At 58.9% G+C, this 202-nt stretch carries 1 protein-coding gene; it reads left to right on the top strand.

Features of this window, described 5'->3' with window-relative positions:
* Window positions 1-202: Ig-like domain-containing protein (locus ACOSVP_RS18635; protein ID WP_487348980.1), on the top strand; the 202-nt coding region annotated here is incomplete at both ends.

Here is a 202-nt window from a genome sequence, read left to right as displayed (position 1 = left end):
ACAGCACCGTCACGCTGTACGATACCGATGGCACGACGGTTCTGGGCAGCACGACCGCCGATGGTAGTGGCAACTGGTCAATCACCACATTGACGTTAGCGAATGGCGCTCATACCCTGACCGCCAAAGCGACCGATGCCGCAGGCAATACCTCAACGGCCTCGTCTTCGTTGATCGTGACAGTGGATACCACGGCACCAGC

Source organism: Marinomonas sp. HM11-D (assembly GCF_057626615.1).
The sequence above is the reverse complement of the archived record's forward strand: the minus strand, read 5'-3'. Positions and strand labels throughout refer to the sequence as shown.